General features: G+C 46.7%; 10 protein-coding genes. 7 read left to right on the top strand and 3 right to left on the bottom strand.

Going from position 1 to position 17471, the window contains the following annotated elements; all coding sequences use genetic code 11:
• Positions 1 to 35 precede the first annotated feature (35 nt).
• Positions 36 to 1031 (bottom strand): A/G-specific adenine glycosylase, encoded by a 996-nt coding sequence (locus tag HXT37_RS06000; RefSeq protein WP_103013911.1) that lies wholly within the window; start codon positions 1029 to 1031, stop codon positions 36 to 38.
• Between the two features lie 33 nt (positions 1032 to 1064).
• Positions 1065 to 1754, bottom strand: coding sequence for a tRNA (cytidine(34)-2'-O)-methyltransferase (locus HXT37_RS05995; RefSeq protein WP_012914445.1), 690 nt, complete (start codon positions 1752 to 1754; stop codon positions 1065 to 1067).
• Positions 1755 to 2622: 868 nt separating this feature from the next.
• Between HXT37_RS05995 and rpoB the strand changes: the two genes are divergently transcribed.
• The 5 genes from rpoB to HXT37_RS05970 all read left to right on the top strand — a co-directional run bounded on the left by rpoB (position 2623) and on the right by HXT37_RS05970 (position 13029).
• A complete protein-coding gene (gene rpoB, locus HXT37_RS05990; protein WP_033888523.1) occupies positions 2623 to 6171 on the top strand; it encodes a DNA-directed RNA polymerase subunit beta in 3549 nt (1182 codons plus the stop codon).
• Positions 6172 to 6241: 70 nt separating this feature from the next.
• Positions 6242 to 10261 (top strand): DNA-directed RNA polymerase subunit beta', encoded by a 4020-nt coding sequence (locus tag HXT37_RS05985; protein ID WP_103013812.1) that lies wholly within the window; start codon positions 6242 to 6244, stop codon positions 10259 to 10261.
• A gap of 668 nt (positions 10262 to 10929) precedes the next feature.
• On the top strand, positions 10930 to 11964 hold the full coding sequence (locus HXT37_RS05980) for an ORF6N domain-containing protein (protein WP_421779440.1): 1035 nt from the start codon (positions 10930 to 10932) through the stop codon (positions 11962 to 11964).
• 232 nt (positions 11965 to 12196) lie between these two features.
• Positions 12197 to 12502 carry a type II toxin-antitoxin system RelE/ParE family toxin gene (locus HXT37_RS05975; RefSeq protein WP_346432491.1) on the top strand — a complete coding sequence of 102 codons (306 nt, stop codon included), beginning with the start codon at positions 12197 to 12199 and terminating at the stop codon, positions 12500 to 12502.
• 173 nt (positions 12503 to 12675) lie between these two features.
• Complete coding sequence (locus HXT37_RS05970; protein ID WP_254597186.1) at positions 12676 to 13029, top strand: helix-turn-helix domain-containing protein; 354 nt, start codon at positions 12676 to 12678, stop codon at positions 13027 to 13029.
• 231 nt (positions 13030 to 13260) lie between these two features.
• On the opposite strand, the gene HXT37_RS05965 is transcribed toward HXT37_RS05970, so the two are convergent.
• Complete coding sequence (locus HXT37_RS05965; RefSeq protein ID WP_158245251.1) at positions 13261 to 13404, bottom strand: hypothetical protein; 144 nt, start codon at positions 13402 to 13404, stop codon at positions 13261 to 13263.
• A 362-nt stretch (positions 13405 to 13766) separates the two neighbouring features.
• Here HXT37_RS05965 and HXT37_RS05960 point away from each other — a divergent pair, with 362 nt between their 5' ends.
• Positions 13767 to 15527 carry a SpaH/EbpB family LPXTG-anchored major pilin gene (locus HXT37_RS05960; RefSeq protein WP_421779437.1) on the top strand — a complete coding sequence of 587 codons (1761 nt, stop codon included), beginning with the start codon at positions 13767 to 13769 and terminating at the stop codon, positions 15525 to 15527.
• Positions 15528 to 16227: 700 nt separating this feature from the next.
• Positions 16228 to 17388, top strand: coding sequence for a class C sortase (locus HXT37_RS05955; RefSeq protein ID WP_082915501.1), 1161 nt, complete (start codon positions 16228 to 16230; stop codon positions 17386 to 17388).
• Positions 17389 to 17471: the final 83 nt, after the last annotated feature.

The raw sequence follows: 17471 nt of genomic DNA, 5'->3' as shown, positions 1-17471 counted from the left end.
AAAGAGTTACAAAAGCAGCGTAATGAGTTAGTTACTTAAGGTAATGTTAAAGTGCCATCTGGCAATATAGTGATAAGACTGTCATGATCGAGCGAAGCAATGCATTCGCCAAGTTGTGTTTGATTCGACCATAAATTGTTGATCTCGCAACGTTGCAATACCTGCTGTTTTTTATGTGCTTCACGCAATGCCTGCAAAATAATGCCGCGCACTTGCCGATTAGTGCCGGCAAAATGCTGCTGGGGGCGGGTATGGCGGCCAAGACCTGGAAATCCAGCAGCTTTGAAACGGCACCATGTTTGCAAAGGACATGCAGTGCATTGCGGAGATCGTGCTGTGCAAATGGTAGCACCAATTTCCATAATTGCCTGATTCCAAACGGATGAAGTGCAGGTAGTGTTGGTGGTGTTAGTAGCGTTAGCAGTGGCAGTAGTAACATGATTATCTTCTGGCAATACTGCGGCAGCAAGCTCGCGGTCAGATTGCGTTGTGCTGCCACCATGCGATTCAGTTCCAGTAAAAGCGCGCATAAGTACGCGGCGAATATTTGTATCAATCACCGCAATGTGCTTGCCATAAGCAAAGCTGAGTATTGCACTTGCTGTGTAATCGCCTACACCTGGCAAGGCAATAAGTTCTTCATAGGTGCATGGCAGCTTATTGCGATATCTTGTTGCTACAACTTGAGCACAAGATTGTAAACGTAACGCGCGTCGAGGGTAGCCGAGGCGACCCCAAGCTGTAATAATTTCAGCACTCGTAGCGTGAGCTAGTGATTGTGCATCTGGCCAAGTTTGCATCCAAGTGAGCCAATAGGGTACAACACGGCTCATTTGCGTTTGCTGGCTCATTACTTCACACACAAGCACACCCCAAGGGGTAGTGTGCCCAAACCTCCAAGGCAAATCGCGTGCACAACTATGCCAAAAAAGTGCAACATTATCGCGCGTAAGTGTTGCCAATTCGCGCAATGGCTGAGAAGTTTCTTCGGTGAGATGTTCTTCGGGGAGAGATTGTGAATCTTGTTGCATGCTTAATTATGTAAACGTCGTATACTTTTGTGATTACTTTCCGCCTGTAAAACCGAGTTGTCTCCACGCTTCATACACTGCAATAGAAGCGCAATTTGTAAGATTCAAACTACGAAGTGACGGGCGCATAGGAAGACGCACCTGCTCTGCCACGTGCGGGCCTGCCATAACATCCATTGGATCAGGAATATCTCCTGGTTCTGGTCCAAAAAGCAGAATATCGTTCGGCTTATATTCAATTTCAGTGTAAAGTTTCGTAGCATTCGCAGTAAACGCAATAATTCGCGAATTTGGCATTGACTCAACTAAATTCTCAAAATTTGGGTGCAAAACAACGTGAGCCATATCGTGATAATCCAAGCCTGCGCGACGTAATTTAGTATCGTGCAAATTAAAACCAAGCGGCTCAACCAAGTGCAAAATAGTGCCAGTTACAGCGCAAAGTCGAATTGCGGAACCTGTATTTCCTGGAATACGAGGGGAGTAGAAGCAAAGGTGAGGAGTGTGCGTTTCTGCGCGCGCTGCGTCGTCGGCGCTGAGCATTGCGTCCATAACGCTAATTGGATTTCCGTGAGCGTCGGTTACAAGCTCGTCTGGGCCATAATTTGATTTGCGGTAGCCGTACTCGTACATTTGCTCTACGCGGCTTGCTGCTGCTTTGTGTGCTTCTGTTTGCTTTTCGGTTTTGGCTGCGGCTTCTTGCGTATTCTCGCTGTTATTCATGCTATTCCTTAGCTTTTTAAGTATCTTTACGTAACTTCGTAATCGTAACGTATTTAGTTTACTCGCAACTTGTATCGTTTGCCGTGGCGCGAGTTTTGGGGGATTTCTCTCTTCGCATGTGCTACGACCTGCTTGAGCGCAGCATTGTGCGCGCGAAAGCAACTCGGAGCGTGAGCTTGCTCAAGTTGAAAGCACGGTGTGCTTTCAACGCAAGCTCAGTAGCGAGCGCGCTTTGCGCGTGAGCGTTCCTTCGTCGCTCTATTCTTAAACTTTTTTAACGATAAGCTCGCGTTTTATTACGCTCGCTTGCGAAACTCGCGTTGGAAGTCCACTGGACTTCCAACTTAAGCGAGTTTCCGCATTGAAGTGCCTCCGCGCACTACGCTTTAAGCGCTCCGGCAAGTCAATGCGCAGTCCTCTTTTAGTGCTCGTAAAGAAATCCCCCAAACTCTGCATGCTAATTCGTTAATAACCGTGCCTTATCGCAGAGATTTTTCGATTTTTCTTCTTCACTCGGCGAATCAGCAGCCTACGGCTCTGACGTTCGCCTCGCTCAGTGCGAAAAATCTCAAATCTCACCACACGAATATTCGTTCCACTGAAGTAGAGAATATTAAGCATCCCAGAAATTGCAAGCGCTAGAGCGGACTTTTTTTATTAATAAGGAAGTCTTTAGTTTTTGGTAAAGTAGAGATTCTGTGTAAGGTGTGTCATATAGCGGGCATGCTCATGGAACCGAAGAAGGCGCCCGCGCATCGCAACTTGCTTATTTGGCAGTTTCGTTTGCCGCGATTTTCTTTAGTTTTTCAAAGATTAAATAGTTAACTAGCGAGTGATAAAGGAACGTCCATTGGCTGCTGAACAAGCTATGACGAGCACCACGAAAGTCATCGCACGTGCTGACGAACATGATATTAAGTTGCATAAAGCGTCAGATCGTGTGAATTTTGGCTCCATTTGTGAGCCTATTGATGTGCCATACCTCCTCGGCGTGCAAACCGACAGCTTTGATTGGTTGATCGGCTCTGAACGCTGGAAGAAGCGCGTTGCAGAAGATGAAGCAAACGGAACTCACACCGTGCCTCATGTTTCTGGTCTCGATGAAGTCTTCCAGGAGATTTCCCCAATTGAGAACTTTGCTGAGACAATGAGTCTCACATTCTCTGATCCATACTTTGAAGAGCCACGCCACACTGTGCTCGAGTGCAAGGAAAAGGATTACACCTATTCTGCTCCACTTTATGTGAATGCTGAGTTTGAAAACGGCGAAACTGGTGAAATTAAGAGCCAAACTGTTTTCATGGGTGATTTCCCACTTCAAACTCCACACGGTACTTTTATTATTGGCGGCACCGAGCGAGTAATTGTTTCGCAGCTTGTGCGCTCTCCAGGCGTGTATTTTGATCGCACGCAGGATCGCACTTCCGACAAGGATGTTTTCGGTGCGAAGATTATTCCAAGCCGCGGTGCATGGCTGGAATTTGAGATCGACAAGCGTGACGTTTTAGGCGTTCGCGTTGACCGCAAGCGTAAGCAGTCTGCAATCGTATTCCTTATGGCTATTGGCATGACGAAAGACGAAATTGCCGATGCTTTCCAAGGATACCCACTTGTTTTGGATGCGCTCGCAAAAGAGCCTATCGAAACGCAAGACGATGCACTTACCGATTTGTACCGTAAGATTCGCCCTGCAGATACTGCAACTCCAGAAGCTGGTCGCAACCTTCTCGATTCCTTCTACTTCAACACAAAGCGTTACGATTTGGCTCGCGTTGGTCGCTATAAGATCAACCGCAAGCTCGGCATTGAAGCAGATTACAGCGATCGTAGCTTGAACCGCGAAGATATTATCGCAACTATTAAGTACTTGGTAACGTTGCATTCCGGCGAAAAAACCTTCCCAGGTAAGCGCGACGGTCAAGACGTGCAGTTGCGCGTTGACGTTGACGATATCGATCATTTCGGCAACCGTCGTATTCGTCAGGTTGGCGAGCTTGTGCAGAATCAGCTTCGTACCGGCTTAAGCCGCATGGAGCGCGTTGTGCGCGAACGTATGACAACTCAGGATGCAGAGGCAATTACTCCTCAGTCCTTGATTAACATTCGTCCAGTAAACGCAACTATTAAGGAATTCTTCGGAACTTCCCAGCTCAGCCAGTTTATGGATCAAAACAATCCTTTGGCAGGAGTTACGAACAAGCGTCGTCTTTCCGCACTTGGTCCTGGTGGTCTTTCTCGCGATCGCGCTTCTATGGAAGTTCGAGACGTGCACCCATCCCACTTCGGACGTATGTGCCCAATCGAATCCCCAGAAGGTCCAAACATCGGTCTTATCGGTTCTTTGGCAACCTTCGGACGCATCAACCCATTCGGCTTCATCGAAACCCCATACCGCAAGGTTGTGAATGGTCACGTAACTAACGAAGTTGAATACATGACTGCAGACCGCGAAGCCGAGCACGTTATTGCTCAAGCAAACCAGGAACTCGACGAAAACGGCAACTTCGTTGGCACTCAAGCACTTGCTCGCGTGGACGAAGAAGAAGCAGTCGATGTGCCTGTAAGCACTGTAGATTACATGGATGTTTCCCCACGTCAGATGGTTTCCCTTGGTGCTTCCTTGATTCCATTCTTGGAGCACGATGAAGGTCACCGTGCATTGATGGGTACGAACATGCAGCGTCAGGCTGTGCCGCTTATTAAGTCGGAGCGACCACTTGTTGGTACCGGCTCTGAATGGCGTGCAGCAGTTGATTCTGGCGACGTAATCTTAGCCGAAAAGCCGGGCGTAGTAACTTACGTTTCTGCAGATATTATTCGCGTTATGAACGACGATGGAACTCAGTCCAGCTACAAGCTTTCAAAGTTCCAGCGTTCTAACCAGACTACTTGCTACAACCAAGTGCCGCTTATTAAAGATGGCGAGCGTGTTGAAGCTGGTACTGTTTTGGCAGACGGTCCTGCAACCGAAAAGGGCGAACTTGCATTGGGTAAGAATTTGCTCGTTGCATTCATGCCTTGGAACGGTTACAACTACGAGGATGCTGTGATTATTTCCCAGCGTCTTGTGCAAGATGATACGCTTTCTTCTATTCATATTGAAGAGTACGAAATCGACGCTCGTGAAACCAAGCTTGGTTCCGAAGAGATTACTCGCGATTTGCCAAACGTTGGTGAAGATGCGATTGCAAATCTTGACGAGCGCGGCATTATTCGCATTGGCGCTGAAGTCGAAGCTGGCGATATTTTGGTTGGTAAGGTAACTCCTAAGGGCGAAACCGAGCTTACTCCAGAAGAGCGTTTGCTCCGCGCAATCTTCGGCGAAAAGAGCCGCGAAGTGCGCGATACTTCTTTGCGCGTGCCACACGGTGAGACTGGTACTGTGATTGCAGTTAAGGAAATCACTCGTGAAGACGCTGAAGATGACGGTGACGAGCTTCCAAACGGCGTGAACCAAATGATTCGCGTTTACATTGCTCAGCATCGTAAGATTACGCAAGGCGATAAGCTTTCCGGTCGTCACGGCAACAAGGGTGTTATTTCCCGCATTTTGCCAGAAGAAGATATGCCATTCTTGGCTGATGGTACTCCAGTTGACATCATGCTTAACCCGTTGGGCGTGCCTTCTCGAATGAACTTGGGTCAGGTGCTCGAGCTTCACTTGGGCTGGATTGCTCACGCTGGCTGGGATATTAACTTGGATCCAGATTTGGAAGCAGCTTGGAAGAAGTACGTGCCACAAGGTGCTGAGCATGGCGATCCATGCACTCCAGTTGCAACACCAGTATTCGACGGTGTGCGCCCAGAAACTTTGAAGGGCTTGCTTTCTACAACACTCGCAAATCGCGATGGTGACAAGCTTGTTGGCTCCGACGGTAAGGCAACCTTATTCGACGGTCGTACTGGTGAACCATTCCCGAAGCCAATTTCTGTGGGCTACATGTACATTTTGAAGCTGCATCACTTGGTTGATGATAAGATTCACGCACGTTCCACTGGTCCTTACTCCATGATTACCCAGCAGCCGTTGGGTGGTAAGGCTCAGTTCGGCGGCCAGCGCTTCGGCGAAATGGAAGTGTGGGCGCTCGAGGCTTATGGTGCTGCTTACACATTGCACGAAATGATGACTACGAAGTCTGATGACGTCGACGGTCGCGTGCGCGTGTATGGTGCTATCGTCAAGGGCGATAACCTGCCACCAGCTGGCATTCCTGAATCCTTCAAGGTGTTGCTTAAGGAAATGCAGTCGCTTTCCCTTAATGTTGAAGTGTTGAACGCTGAAGGCGTTGCAATCGACATGAAGGATGAAGAGGACGACCCAGTTTCATCTTCCGACGATCTTGGCTTCAATATTGGCGCTCGACCAGATTCGTCCGCCAAGGAAGATCAGATTGCTGTTGAACCTGAATACCAGTGATTCGGTAACGAACACACTTTAAGAAATTAAGAAACATTAGAAAACAATTTCATGAGACAGGACGATAAGAGTGCTGGACGTCAACGCATTTGACAAACTGAGGATTGGACTGGCCACCGCCGAAGATATCCGTAGCTGGAGCCACGGCGAAGTAAAGAAGCCAGAAACCATTAATTACCGTACCCTAAAGCCAGAGAAGGACGGTCTGTTCGGTGAGCAGATCTTCGGTCCAACTCGCGATTGGGAGTGCGCGTGTGGTAAGTATAAGCGCGTGCGCTTTAAGGGAATCGTGTGCGAGCGATGCGGCGTGGAAGTTACCCGCAGCCGCGTTCGCCGCGAACGCATGGGTCATATTGAGCTTGCAGCTCCGGTAACGCACATTTGGTTCTTCAAGGGTGTGCCAAGCCGTTTGGGCTACTTGCTCGACATTGCACCTAAGGATCTTGAAAAAGTAATCTACTTCGCAGCCTACATGGTTACGAAAGTCGACGAAGAACAGCGTCATCAAGATCTTCCAGATTTGCAAGACGAATTCGATACCGAAATCGGCAACCTTCGCAAGCGCCGCGATAACGAAATTGAAGCGCGCGCAAAGAAAGTTGAAGAAGACTTGCACGAGCTGGAAGAATCTGGCGAAAGCAAAGGTGCTGCAAAATCTAAGCTGCGCGCTAGTGCAGAACGCGAAATGTCTGCTATTCGCACCCGTTACGACGAGCAGATTCAGCGTTTGAATGCCGTGTTCGACCGCTTCAAGGGCTTGCGTGCCGGAGACATGGAAGGCGACGTTGACTTGTGGCGCGAGATGGAAGATCGCTACGGTGACTACTTCGAAGGCTGCATGGGTGCTGAAGCTATTAAGAAGCGTTTGCAGGACTTCGATTTGAAGTCTGCCGCAGAGGAGCTTCGCGCAGAAATCGACAACGGAACCGGTCAGCGCAAGGCTCGCGCTTTGAAGCGACTGAAGGTTGTAAACGCATTCTTGACTACTGGAAACAAGCCAGAAGCTATGGTTTTGGACGTAATTCCAGTAATCCCACCAGATTTGCGACCAATGGTTCAGCTCGATGGTGGTCGTTTTGCAACTTCCGATTTGAACGATTTGTACCGTCGCGTAATCAACCGTAACAACCGTTTGAAGCGACTTATTGAGCTCGGCGCTCCTGAAATCATGCTTAATAACGAAAAGCGCATGCTTCAGGAAGCAGTCGATTCGCTCTTCGACAACGGTCGCCGCGGACGCCCAGTAACCGGCGCATCCAACCGACCATTAAAGTCGCTTTCCGACATGCTTAAGGGTAAGCAAGGTCGATTCCGTCAGAACTTGCTCGGTAAGCGTGTTGATTACTCCGGCCGTTCCGTAATCGTCGTTGGTCCAAGTCTTCGCATGCATCAGTGCGGTTTGCCAAAGCCAATGGCATTGGAGCTGTTTAAGCCGTTCGTTATTAAGCGTTTGGTAGATCAGGGCTTTGCTCAGAATATGAAGAGCGCAAAGCGTTTGGTTGACCGCGGCGACTCCGAAGTTTGGGGCGTCTTGGAGGAAGTTATTTCCGAGCATCCTGTGCTTCTTAACCGCGCACCTACACTTCACCGCTTGGGTATTCAAGCATTTGAGCCAATTTTGGTTGAAGGTAAAGCAATCCACCTGCCACCACTTGCCTGCGCAGCATTCAACGCAGACTTCGATGGTGACCAGATGGCAGTGCATCTTCCGCTTTCTGCAGAAGCTCAAGCCGAAGCACGCACTTTGATGATGGCTTCCGACAATATCTTGAAGCCAGCAGACGGTCACACCGTTACAATGCCTTCTCAGGATATGATTCTGGGTCTTTACTACTTGTCTACCGTAATTGACGGAGCAAAGGGTCAGGGTCGTATTTTCTCCTCGCTTGCTGAAGCTGAAATGGCTCTCGACAAGCATGAGATTGACATGCAAGCTAAGGTGCTGATTCGAGTTCCTGCAGACTTCGTATTGCCAAAGAATTGGGAGCCTGCTGAGCTTAAGGTTGTCGACCCTGAGCCAGGCAGCCCGGACGTTGTGCGCGAAGAGCGTTTTAAGGACGGAACTGTACTGTTTGCAACTTCTTGCGGACGCATTTTGTTCAACGGAACTTTGCCAGTCGACTATCCGTTCGTAAACGAGCAGGTGCCAAAGGGCGTACTTTCTAAGATCGTCGACGAAATTGCAACCCGCTATTCTACAGCTCAAGTTGCAGCAACACTCGACGCTTTGAAGGATCTCGGCTTTACTCGCGCTCCTTGGTCTGGCGTAACGATGGCATTCTCCGACATTGTGCTTCCTCCAAATCGCGAACAAATCGCGCAAGATTACGAGGATCAGGCTGCAAAAATCAACTCCCAGTACGATATGGGTCTTCTTACCGACGAAGAACGTCGTCAAGAGTTGATTAACTTGTGGACTGAATGCACCGACAAGGTTGCAGACGCAATGCGCGAAAACTTCCACGACGACAACAACGTGAACATCATGGTTCAGTCAGGCGCACGTGGTAACTGGATGCAGATTCGCCAGATTGCTGGTATGCGAGGCCTCGTGGCAAACCCTAAGGGCGAGATTATTCCTCGACCTGTTAAGTCAAACTACCGCGACGGCTTGTCTGTGTTGGAGTACTTCATCTCCCAGCACGGCGCTCGTAAGGGCCTGGCAGATACCGCACTTCGTACGGCAGAATCTGGCTACTTGACTCGTCGTCTTGTGGACGTTTCGCAGGAAGTAATCGTTCGCGAAGAAGATTGTGGCACTAAGCGCGGTCTTATGATGAAGATTGCTGATCGCGACGAAAACGGCAATTTGACGCTTGTTAAGGCTGCTGATGGCGGTCCATACTCGCGCTTGCTTGCTGCAGACGTGCTCGATCCTGCTGACGGCACTACAGTTTTGGCAAAGTGCGGAGATGCGCTTTCTATGGACGTTTTGCGCGATTTGGTTGCGCACGGCGTTGAGGAAGTTAAGGCGCGTTCTGTGCTTACTTGCGAATCTAAGCGCGGCGTTTGCGCAAAGTGCTACGGATGGTCCTTGGCTACGAGCCGACTCGTGGATGTTGGCGAGGCTGTTGGTATTGTTGCAGCACAGTCCATTGGTGAGCCTGGTACGCAGCTTACGCTTCGTTCCTTCCACTCTGGTGGCGTCGCTTCGGCTTCTGATATTACTCAGGGTCTTCCTCGTGTTACGGAGCTTTTCGAGGCTCGTACTCCTAAGGGTGAGGCTCCAATCGCTGAGTTCCCAGGCGTTGTGAAGGTTGAGGATACTGACCATGGTCGTCAGGTGACTTTGACTCCAGACGACACTACGGTTGAGCCAATCGTTTACCCTGTGACGCGTCGTGCGCCAATGCTGGTAAAGGATGGCGAGCATGTTGACGTTGGTACGCAGCTGATTGAGGGTTCTGTGGATCCTAAGAAGATTTTGCGAATCCTTGGTCCGCGCGCAGCTCAGGTGAATATTGTGGAAGAAGTTCACAACGTTTACCGTTCTCAGGGCGTTGATATTCACGACAAGCACATTGAAGTTATTGTGCACCAGATGCTTCGCCGTATTACGGTGATCGATTCTGGCGATACGGATCTTCTTCCAGGTGAGCTTGTGGATCAGGCAAAGTTCCGTGAGGCAAACTTGGCTGCCGTTAAGAACGGTGGCAAGCCTGCTGCTGGTCGACCAGAGCTTATGGGTATTACCAAGGCTTCTTTGGCTACGGATTCTTGGCTTTCTGCAGCATCGTTCCAGGAGACTACGCGCGTGCTTACTGAGGCCGCCTTAAGCCAGAAGGAAGATGACCTCAAGGGCTTGAAGGAGAACGTGATTATCGGTAAGCTCATCCCAGCTGGTACCGGTTTGGCGCGTTACCGCAACGCTAACGTGGAGCCGGATCCTCAGGTGCGTGACTCTATTTATCCGAACTTTGGTTTGGGTGGTGCAGATAGCACGCCTTCGAACTTCGGTGAGAGCGATATGGGCGATGTTGACTTCTCCAACATTGATTTTGGCGACATGAAGCTCGGCGACGACTTTAATCCAGATGATTACCTTGATGATCAGGGTGGTCAGGGTGATTACGGCGACGAAGCTGAGTGACGCTAGTCTGATATAAAAATGGGGCTTCAAGCTTTCGGGCTTGAAGCCCCATTTTGTTACTGGCACAGTATGCTTTCTGCGTTAATAACGTATAATGCCGTTTTTTCGTTACTGGGCAGCGTGACGACCTGCTTTCGCGCATAGAGCGTAGCGCGCGAAAGCAATTCGGAGCGGAAACTCGCTTAAGTTGAAAGCACAGTGTGCTTTCAACGCGAGTTTCGCAAGCGAGCGCGCAATCTGCGCGAGCATTAACTGCGTGCGTGTCTGATTTTGCTTGTTTTGGGACACTAGTGCAGTACTGTTTCTGCGTGCGTGTCTGATTTTGCCTACTTTCGGACACTGGCGCAGTCGGCTTACTGCATGAGTAACACATGAATCGTACTACAACACCTTTTAACCACAATGTTATAAATTTATTGTCTATTCATCGTATTCTCAAATAACTTCAGTAGTATGCCTAAAACTAACAACGAAATGATACGTATGATAAGAGACGCTGAAATAGAGCATAGATGCATCCTACCTATTAATTCAGCTCAAAAACTAATAAATCTACGCACGATGTTGTTTATTTGTTGCTGGCGCAGTTGATTTAAAAAAGTTACGCAGTAAAAGTTACGCAGTACGTGGCGTATTGGGAAAGATATTTAGATAATGTTGGGGGCATTATGGCAGAAGAGAAGAAAGAGATTGTGATAATAGATGAAACTACACTTAAAAGTAAGATTTACTATATAAGAAATCAAAAAGTTATGCTTGATTCGGATTTAGCTGAGATTTATGGATATTCTACAAAAAGATTTAACGAACAGGTTAAAAGGAATATTGAAAAATTTGATGACGATTTTATGTTCCAATTAACCGATGAGGAAGTATCTGAACTTTCAAGGTCGCATTTTGCGACCTTGAACAAAGCGCAAGGCAGAGGCAGTAATATTAAATACAAACCTTATGCCTTTACGGAACAGGGCATCTATATGCTTATGACTGTATTAAGGGGAGAACTGGCAGTTAAACAGAGCAAGGCTTTAATACGAATGTTTAAGCAGATGAAAGACTTCATTGTTGAAAATAGAGACTTTCTTAGTTCAAAAGAAATGACGCAACTGTTATTGCAAACAAGTCAAAATACAAATGATATAATGCAGCATTCAAAAGAAATAGCAAATATAAACGATAAAATTAGCACCTTGGCAACAAAAGAAGATTTGAAAAAGGTAATGGATAATTTTATAGATAGTAACACCTACAAGCATTTTCTTTTGCTGAATGGAGATAAGATAGAAGCAGATGTTGCCTATACAAAAATATATAAGTCAGCAAAGAAAAGCATTTATGTTATAGATAACTATATAGGGCTTAAAACTTTGGAACTTTTAAGGGCTGCAAGAGATAACATACAAATCATAGTTTTTAGCGATAATGTAAGAAATAAAGATATGCTTACAAAAAATATTTTAGATGATTTTAGAAAAGATTATCCTAATATAGACCTGAATCTGAAGGTATCCGATAAAAAATACCACGATAGATATATTGCACTAGATTTTGGGACAGAAAATGAAGTCTTTTATCTTTGTGGAGCATCATCAAAGGATGCGGGAAATAAAATATCAAGTATTACTCAAATAGAAGAATCATCTAAGGATATGTATCATACAATGTTTGCTGGAATGTTAAACAATAAGAATTTGAAAATTTAATACACAAAGAGCAAAGTAGGAAGTTGTATGAACTTTAAAAGGCGGTAGAAGCGAAAATCTATCGTCTTTTTAATTACTGCAAATTAGAGAGCGCGTGTTTTCTGCGTTAGTGTCTGATTTTGCTTGTTTTGGGACACTGGCGCAGTACTGTTTCTGCGTTAGGGTTGCTGGTTGCTTGTTTTGACAAGATGTATACAAGCGATTATGCTATATATAACATAAGCAGGGGGTTGTGGAATTGTTTGATGTGATTTTTTACAGTGATAAGGATGGTGATAAGCCAGTACGCGAGTTTATTAAAAGTTTAGATGTCAAGTTGCGCGCGAAGGTGGTTTCTGATTTGCATCGCTTGGAGATGTTGGGAAACGATGCGAGGGAGCCGCTTAGTAAGCATGTTGGCAACCATATTTTTGAGCTTCGCACTATTTTAGGTAGCAACATAGTGCGTATTTTATACTTTTTTGATGCGGATAAGATCATTGTTGCCACCAACGGATTCGTTAAAAAGCAGCAGAAAACTCCGCGTAGTGAAATATAGGTCGCTATGCAGAGAAGGGCTGAATATTTTAATAGAAAGATGGGCTTGTGATGGAAAAGCAAGAGTTGCAGGGAACGTGCGTAGTGCGAGGAACGCGAGTAATGCAGAGAAAGCAAGAGTTGCTGCGATCGTGCGCAGTGCAGGAGATGCACGTAGTGCGGGGAACACGAGTAATGCAGAGAAAGCAAGAGTTGCGGCGAATGCGCGCAGTGCAGGAAACGCGCGCAGTGCAGGAAACGCGAATGAATGATTTGCATGAACTCACGGACGAGCTTATGAAGGATCCCGAGTTCAAGAAAGAGTATGATGCGCTTCAGCCGGAAAGAGACTTGACTATGTCGCTTGTGATGGCGAGAAAAAGGGCTGGTTTGACTCAGGCTGAGCTGTCGGAGAAGACGGGTATAAGTCAGTCGGATATTAGCAGGTTGGAAAATGGTTCGAGGAATCCGACTATTGCGCTTTTGAATCGTATTGCAAATGCTTTGAATGCGACTTGCAGGATTGAGTTTGTGCCGAATGCGCGTTGACGTGTTTTAGCGCTGCGATTTAGCGCTCAACTTGCCTTGTACTTTCCAAACGAACTTGTTGGAAATTCCGACAGGTTGACTTTTCGTTAGGAATATAAAGAAAGCACAATCGTGCGCGCGGTTGTGCGTAAAGCACAACATAATTTCTAAAGCACAGCCACACGAACCTGTCCTGCCTTCGTCAATCGAGACGAAGGTAGACCTCGCTTGCGTTGAAAGCACACCGTGCTTTCAACCCTCAGCAAGCGCTACCGCATTGAGCTTGCTTGAAGCACGCAATGCAGCTTCAAGCAAGGGCAATGCGACACGCCGATGGTTTGGGTTTTGAGAAAAAATAAAAAACGCAAAAAACAAAAAGAGCTGGTTATTTGTCACCCCCAAATCCGTTGTTTTTCAACGATTTTTGTACCGGGGGGGGGGTAGATGCTCAGAAACATAAACATTTGACTGTGTTATACTACATCTCATTTTTCGTCTAAATATCGATTAATATTATATGTACTCACGGTTGAGCGTTATCGCACAATTTGCGAAGAATAGCTAAATGATGAAAGTTTGCAGTTGTATTTCTGCGTTCGCATCTGTGTGTTTGCACTGATGCTGTCGTCAATGCAATTGTCAGTATGTCATAACGACATAATTGTCAGTATGTCATAACCTTTTGTTTAGCTTGTAACCTGCTGTTGAGCCTAAATAAAGATGTAAGACGATTAGTTTACTTATTGAAGAGAGGAAATATGCGTCTACAGACTTCAAAGTTAAAACGCGCCGTGGCACTCGTAGCTGCCTCCTGCACGCTCGGTACCTGCTGCATCGCTGGATCCATAGCGTGGGCTGGTGGTGAGTCGGCTTCTAATACTCCTACTCAAGGTGAAAATACCGCGAATATTAAATCTGGTCAGGCTACCTCTATTACCATTTACAAGTATGAAGGTCCTGAGGGTTCTGTTAGGAATAATGGTAAAGAGCAGAAAATTCCAGATGCACAAAAACCAATTTCAGGCGTGAAGTTCAAGATTACTCCAATTGTTGATACTAATGGCAACAAGATTGATTTGTCCAAGACAACTGGTTGGACAGCTATCAAAGATTTAAATGTTGAGAATAAGACTGCTGCTAAGGCTTTGCAAGATGCAGGATTGAAGGCTTCTGAAGCAAAAGCTGACGTTGTAGAACAAGAGACTGGTACAGATGGTTCTACAACATTCAATCTTGGTGCTACGTACGGCTTGTACTTGGTAGAAGAAGACTTGGCTAATAGTGCGCCTAAGAAAGATGGGAAACCTATTAAGGTTACTAAGCAAGTTAACCCATTCCTTGTAACGGTTCCTCTTCCAGATACGCAGACTCATACTTGGATTTACAATTTAAAGATTTATCCAAAAAACGACGTTAGCACCAGCAAGGTAGAGAAGAAAGCTCAGACTGCTCCAAACAAGCCATTCATTGATGGCACTACGACGACTATGGGTTGGGATATTTCCATCCCGCTCACCGCTATTAAAGATGGTGGCAAAACCTATACAAATGTTTCCTTCACTGACCCGATTAACACAGACTTCTTGAACTATAGCAGTGTTAAGAATGTGAAGGTTACTGATAAAGATGGCAACGCCTCTGATACTTTAGAGACGACGGATTATGAAGTTGAAGGATATTCTTCAATTGGTAATAATCCAGATAAGGTAAACTTAGCTAAATCTGAGAACCTCAAGAACGTCAAGTGGATTCGCGTTAAGCTAACTACAACTGGTTTAACTAAGGCTTCTGCCAAAGTTGGCGGTAAACTTACAGCAACAGTTGTAACAACAGTTATTGCTCCTGGAAATATTAAGAACTACATAAACACTGATGTGGATGGAGTTGCAACCGGCGAGGGAGGTAAAACTCCAGGCTGTATTCCAACTGAGCAAAAACCATGTGATGAAGACCCAAATCATCCTCACGAAGGTGGAGATACCACTAATTTCGCTAAGCTCACCATTGATAAGGTTGGATTGAGTGATAACGACAATAAGGACAATGGTAAACCTTTGCAGGGTGCAATCTTTAATGTCTATGAAGCTGCTCCAGGTAAAACTGTAGATGACCTTAAAGGTAAGATAGTTGACGCTGCTGGAAGTGATTTAGTAAAGACCGGCGGACATGTTCGTACAATGACTGCAACTGATGATAAAGGTAAAGCTTCTGACTCCTTCTTCGTTGGTAATGGTGCTAATGTTTCGCACGTTTATTGCGCAGTTGAAACTAAGGCTCCAGATGGATTTGAACTTGATAACAAGCTTCATTGTGTGAATCTCACTGCTGGTGCTGACAATTCAGCTAACACATTGAAGATTAACAACAAGAAGTCTACTTCTCTCGACAAGATTCTTGGCAACTTGCCTATGACTGGTGCTCGCGGCTTGGTGATTTTGACGGTTTGCGGCATTGTTGGCATCGCTGGCACGCTCTTCTACATTGTGATGAAGCGTCGCAAGGAGCAGGAACAGGAGTAAAACTCAATCGGCTGGCTGAGTGACTTAGTTGGCTGAGTGGCTTGGATGATTGTTCAGCTGATCTGCTCAAACCGGTTGCATAGTTTGGTTTCGAAACAAGCTATGCAACCGGTTTGAGCGGATTAGTTGCGCAGTCAGGTTGGAGCGCAAACGCCGGAAATTCTCCGGCAAATGTTTCCGAAGCTTTGCGCCAATGCTTCTGCGAAAAGTGGTTTTGTAGCTTTGCAGTTTTGCTCTGCTGAAGTTGCTTCTGTAGCTTTGCGCCAATGCTTTGCAAACGTCGATTATTTATTGATTAGCGAACTTTAGCATTAATGCTCTGCGGACGTTGAGTATTTATTGCTTAAAGAACACTAGCGTCATTGCTACTGCGCACATCACATCAAACACACTCACCATCAACCCATCCGCAGCTTAATTGTGCGACTCTAGTTGCACTTAGTAAACCACGCAGTTGCGTAACTTTTGCACGAGTCTATGAGTTTTGTGTTGTTGTTTAGTATGTTGAGAGGCTGGAAAAATTGTGTTCAGCAATAAAAGAGGACTGAGGAAGCTACGTTCTTTTAAGAACAAAGCAGACAGTAAAGCCTTTAACAGCCAAAGCGACGAAGGACGGGAGCTTGCGCAAACACAAATTTTCCAGTCTCGTCAAGCCCAAAGAACAAGAACATCAGCCAAAACTCATAGACGATACCAAAGAATATCGAAAATAAACTCGCGCAACAACGCCAAAAACTGGCACTTCTCTAAGTCCTGCATAGTCCCTGCTTTGCTGTTGCTTGCGTCGTTTGCGTCGCTTATTTATCCGCACGCCGCCATGTGGCTAAGCCAATACCACATGTCGGAAGTTGCTGCTGAGTACGCGAAGCTTATAACTCATGCTGTTCCTGCTCCGCATGAGCAGCTCCGCCGCGCTCGTGAGTATAACAGTCAGCTTTCGTCGGGTGCTATTTACGAAGCAAATACTAACATACCGACTTCTCACGGAGTTACTTCCGATGCGAGTCAGGATTATTGGGATCAGTTGAAAGTGAACGACGACGGGTTGATGGCTCGTTTGCGAATCAAAAAAATTGATCTTGATTTGCCTGTGTATCACGGCACAGAAGATGCCACTCTTCTGAAAGGTCTTGGTCATTTGCGTGGAACTTCGCTTCCGGTTGGCGGCAAGGGCGCGCGCTCTGTGATTACGGGGCATCGCGGTTTGGCAAGTGCGGAAATGTTCACAAGGCTGGACGAAGTTGGAAAAGGTGACACTTTTACAATTGAGGTTTTCGACGAGATTCTCACCTACAAGGTAGTTGACAAAATCGTTGTGAACCCTGATGAGACGAAGAAGATTGCAGCTGTTCCTGGCAAGGATTTGGTGACACTTATTACTTGCACGCCGCTCGGCATTAACACGCAGCGCATTTTGGTGACTGGTGAGCGAGTTGTGCCAACGCCTGCGGCGGATAAGGCGCTTCGTGGCAAGAAGCCGGATGTTCCGCGATTCCCGTGGTGGGTTTTGGGCTGCTTTGGTAGCTTGTGCGTTGTGGGCGGCTACGTTTGGTGGGCTGGTCTGCCGGTTAAGAAGAAAAAGAAGGAAGACGAAGAAGATAGTGCGAAAGATAGCGCGAAAGATAGTGCGAAGGATAGCGAGTCAAGTAGTGCTGCAAGTAGCGAAGAAGATAGAGAGTTAAGTAGCGCGAAAGATAGTACTGTACGCAGAGAAGATCTTGCGCGTGAGGAAGCTAGGGCGATTGCGAATCAGTCAAAAAAGAGGCCGAAGGTCAAAAAGTCTAGCTCGCGTAAGAAACGTAAGAGGGGCAGTCACGGCGAAAAGACTTTCGACTGGCTTATAAGCATCCTTGGTTTATGAGCGATTGCTTATAGGCAATAACAAAACTTAATAGAAAAACTTAATAACAAACTTGTGGTGCCGTGGGGGCGACGCAAAGCAGT

The sequence above is a fragment of the Gardnerella sp. DNF01151 genome (genome assembly GCF_049244235.1).
GTDB classification, from domain to species: Bacteria; Actinomycetota; Actinomycetes; order Actinomycetales; family Bifidobacteriaceae; genus Bifidobacterium; species Bifidobacterium swidsinskii.
Note: the sequence above shows the minus strand (reverse complement) of the source record. Positions and strands in the feature narration are given on the sequence as shown.